This is a genomic window from Rhodopirellula sp. UBA1907, assembly GCF_002337565.1.
Taxonomy (GTDB): Bacteria; Planctomycetota; Planctomycetia; order Pirellulales; family Pirellulaceae; genus Rhodopirellula; species Rhodopirellula europaea.
The window spans coordinates 2,388-5,932 of record NZ_DDGH01000091.1 but is presented as its reverse complement, the minus strand read 5'-3'; the positions used below and the strand labels follow the sequence as shown (position 1 = coordinate 5,932).

The 3,545-nt window shown below is 54.9% G+C and carries 3 protein-coding genes; 1 reads left to right on the top strand and 2 read right to left on the bottom strand.

Features of this window, described 5'->3' with window-relative positions; all coding sequences use genetic code 11:
- Positions 1-1,155 (top strand): alkyl/aryl-sulfatase (locus B2R17_RS20840; RefSeq protein ID WP_286765493.1); only part of this gene is annotated, 1,155 nt, incomplete at its 5' end.
- A gap of 189 nt (positions 1,156-1,344) precedes the next feature.
- On the opposite strand, the gene B2R17_RS20835 is transcribed toward B2R17_RS20840, so the two are convergent.
- Positions 1,345-1,695 (bottom strand): hypothetical protein, encoded by a 351-nt coding sequence (locus B2R17_RS20835; protein WP_286765492.1) that lies wholly within the window; start codon positions 1,693-1,695, stop codon positions 1,345-1,347.
- Positions 1,696-2,153: 458 nt separating this feature from the next.
- Entirely contained in the window at positions 2,154-2,792 is a 639-nt protein-coding gene (locus B2R17_RS20830) for a hypothetical protein (RefSeq protein WP_286765491.1), read from the bottom strand.
- Positions 2,793-3,545: the final 753 nt, after the last annotated feature.

Sequence of the window (3,545 nt, the reverse complement as noted above, 5' to 3'; positions counted from 1 at the left end):
ATGGATGGGGCATCCGTCGAAAAAGAATTTCGCAAGATCACCGACAAGCCGGTCAAGGCGATCATCTACACGCATTCGCACGGAGACCACACTGGCGGAGCACCGGCGTTTCTCGGCGACGAACGGCCGCAAATTTGGGCTCACGTTAACTTTGGCAGTGAAGCTCGACCTTGGAAGGCCGGTGGATTGACGTACCAGAACGTGCGAGGTGCAAGGCAAGCCGGATTCAAGTTGCCGCCTGATCAGAGGATCAACAACGGCGTCGCACCGGTTCGTTATCCGAAGCGTGCTGGTGAAGTTTTCTCGTCTCGCGAGGGGACAAGTCCAACTCATTTTCTTAAGAACGAACGACAGACAATCAACATCGCCGGGTTGGAACTCGAACTTGTTATGTCGCCCGGTGAAACGAACGATGGATTGTACGTCTGGTATCCCGCTAGCAAGGTGCTGTTTGCCGGCGACGATTTCTATCGATCGTTTCCAAACCTGTATGCCATTCGCGGCACTCCTCAACGCAGCGTCCGGCTGTGGTCGGAAAGTCTTGGCAGAATGGCCGGCAACGACGCGGTTGCCTTGGTCGGCGGTCACACGAATCCGATTCTCGGAGCGGGCGATGTCAAGCAGGTTCTGACCGACTACCGCGATGCCGTGCAGCTCATTCACGACAAGACTGTCGAGGGCATCAACAAAGGGCTGACACCCGACGAATTGGTCGAGTACGTGCAGTTGCCTGAGCGATTGGCAAATAGTGAATACTTGCAGCCGTTCTACGGACATCCCGACTGGGGCGTCCGCCAGACCTTCAGCAACTACCTCGGCTGGTTCGACGGCAACGCATCGAATCTGTTCCCATTGCCGCCCAAGGAAGAGGCTGAGCGTGTTGCTAAATTGGCAGGAGGAACAGAGAAGCTCCTGCAATCAGCCAGGGATGCACTGGCCGAGGACGACAACCAATGGGCCGCGCAGCTCGCCGATTATCTTCTCGCCATCAACGCGGATGACAACGATGCGAAACAGATCAAGGCGGATGCGCTGACCAAGCTTGCCGGCAACATGGTTAACGCGACCGCTCGCAACTACTACCTCACCGTCGCTCGCGAACTTCGTGAACAGGTGTCAAAAGCAGAAGGCGTTGTCGAAGCAGGTCCCCGTTAGCCACAACAAACGGCAGCCGTTGGTGATGTGACAATGGAAGAAATCGATCTGGCTCTGCCTGACGAGCTTCATCCAGGTTACCTGTTCTGGCGTAATGCGAATTGCGGTGCCGGGCGTTTGGGAGATGACACTGCGTGAGAGATTTTCTACCGCCTTGTATTTCGCATTGAGCGTGTTGCATGCACCCGTTCATGGCGATGGAAGTGGTGCTTGGTTCGGTGGCGTACGAAACGTATCTCGCACGTTTCGGTTCAGCAGCGTGACCAGCGCCCAGATACCGCAGGGCAGACCCATCAAGAAGGCCGGGCTGCAAGGCATCATGGCGAAAACGGCTCCGATGAGGCAGAGGTAGTAGGCCCGTCTGGCACGCATTTGCATTCCAGCGATCAGTACGATGGGATACACGAACAGGACGGGGAATGTTGCCATGCAGAAGTCGATCAGCGGCGCCATCTCTTTACCATTCCGATAGGATTGCCAAGTCGCCTCATCGACTCCTTCGGGAGCCTGGTCAGGAATCGGGGCCTTGGGAATTGCCATGGAAGCAAATCCAAGCACGCAGTTTCCAAAGATGCCGAGACAGGCCGTCAGGATGAGTGTCATCCCTGGTTTCTTCAATCGGATCGCGGCCGATGGTTCTTCTGCACGATGAAAGGTCGCTTGGCAGTTTGGACATCCGATCGTATCGTGCCCCTCATCGATACAGACTTGCCCACAATTCGGACATTGGATACTACCTTCACGCGTCATGCGAACTCTCTATTGGTTGGGGAGCAGTTGATTTGCTTAAGTCGTCGCGAAAGAATTTGGGCGGTGGAAGCTGGCCGCAGGCTCGGCTTCAGCAACAGACGCCAGTCACCAAGAGATGATTGGCACGTTGGATGCCACTCGCGAATTCGGTTGGTTTCGCATCTTGCTGGCCAACCTGTTTGGTCGAGCTAGAACGGTTTCGGCAGCGAACTCGTGCAGCGTGCTGCGCCAAAGGTATCGGGATTTTGCTACTTCGAAGGAATCCGATACATGGAGAAACCCTTTCCGCTTTTGCTCTTTGCCATGATCGTTTTGCCATCAGGGCCCAGGGTCATCTCATCTGAACTGCCATCACCAAAGTTCTTTAGGAAGGCGGTCACGTAGCTGTTCTCTCCGGTTCGTTTCCAGGCCGCAATCCGTTCGCCTTTGAGAACGACCCAACCGTCGTTGGTAAAGTGGCAGACGTTTCCTGATTGGTATTTCCATGTTCCCACCAAAGGGTCAGGTTGCGTCATCTGATCGAGACGCTTTTTCAGTTCAGAAACTTCTGCCCGCAACTTTTGGATTGTCTCCCGGGCGGCAGCGGATTCATGGTCGGGTTTGGGCGGCGCGTCAGCCTGCAGGAACCGCGAAATTCTCTCGGTCTCTTTGAGGTCTTCCTGTTTTGCCGCCTGTTCGAGTGCGGCCTTGAGCTCCTCCCGCAATTTCGCGTTTGCGGTGTCGACATGCTGCTGCATGCTTTGTTCCAGAAATGACAGTCGTTCGTTGAACGTTTTGACAGCAAGCTTGGCCGCCTTCGACTGGAAGTCGTTCAATTGGACGGTAGGTTCCTCGCACACGGCGACACCGGCGAACAGGAAAACCGAAGCTATGGCAATCAACTTCATTTCGTCAAACCTGGGGATTGGTTGTGGCGTTGGTCGGCGGTGCCGCGGCACATTTCGCTGCGGCACTGCTGAATCAATTGGACGCTGCGTTTAATGATAGCAGCTTCGTTGGGATGTTCGTGAAAGGATCGATCAATCAATCGATTCAATCCAACTCAATATGTTCGGTGCGCCGATGTCCAAGAGGCCATCGATCACGTCCGTTTGCTTCGCCTTTACCGCGTAGAGGTCGTGCAGTTTACAAGTGCAGTGCTCGCAAGGTTGCAATCACACTCCTGAACGCAGGAGGTCGTGCAGTTGGAACCTCGCCCGTTGGCAACGGGCTAGTTATTTTTGCTGTAGGTTGGCCAATGTTGGCCGACATCCGCAACTTGGACGGGCAAGAGTGCCTTTTTGTACCCCACATCTTTTGGGAGCCGCTTGCGTTGGGAATACAAGCGGTTCGAAGCCAAACATCCCTTGCCCAAGAACCATTAGTGTTCGATCAGCGGAGATTAGTGTTCCCTTGACCGCGCTGGCGGAACACTAATCCACTCTGATTGGACACTAATCTTTGGTGTTTCGAGATGTGGGGTATAAAAAGGCAAGAGTGCAAATCCTACATACGCTAATACCTCGTTGACGACTCAATCGACAAGCCGCAGCGGGAAGGGTCGGGAAACGAGAGTTCAGCGAGGGCTCCAGGGGGGACAGTGCGTGCTGTTTCCCATGCTCGGCCCTCACCCTCGCGTACGCCTGAACGGCGTCGCTCGA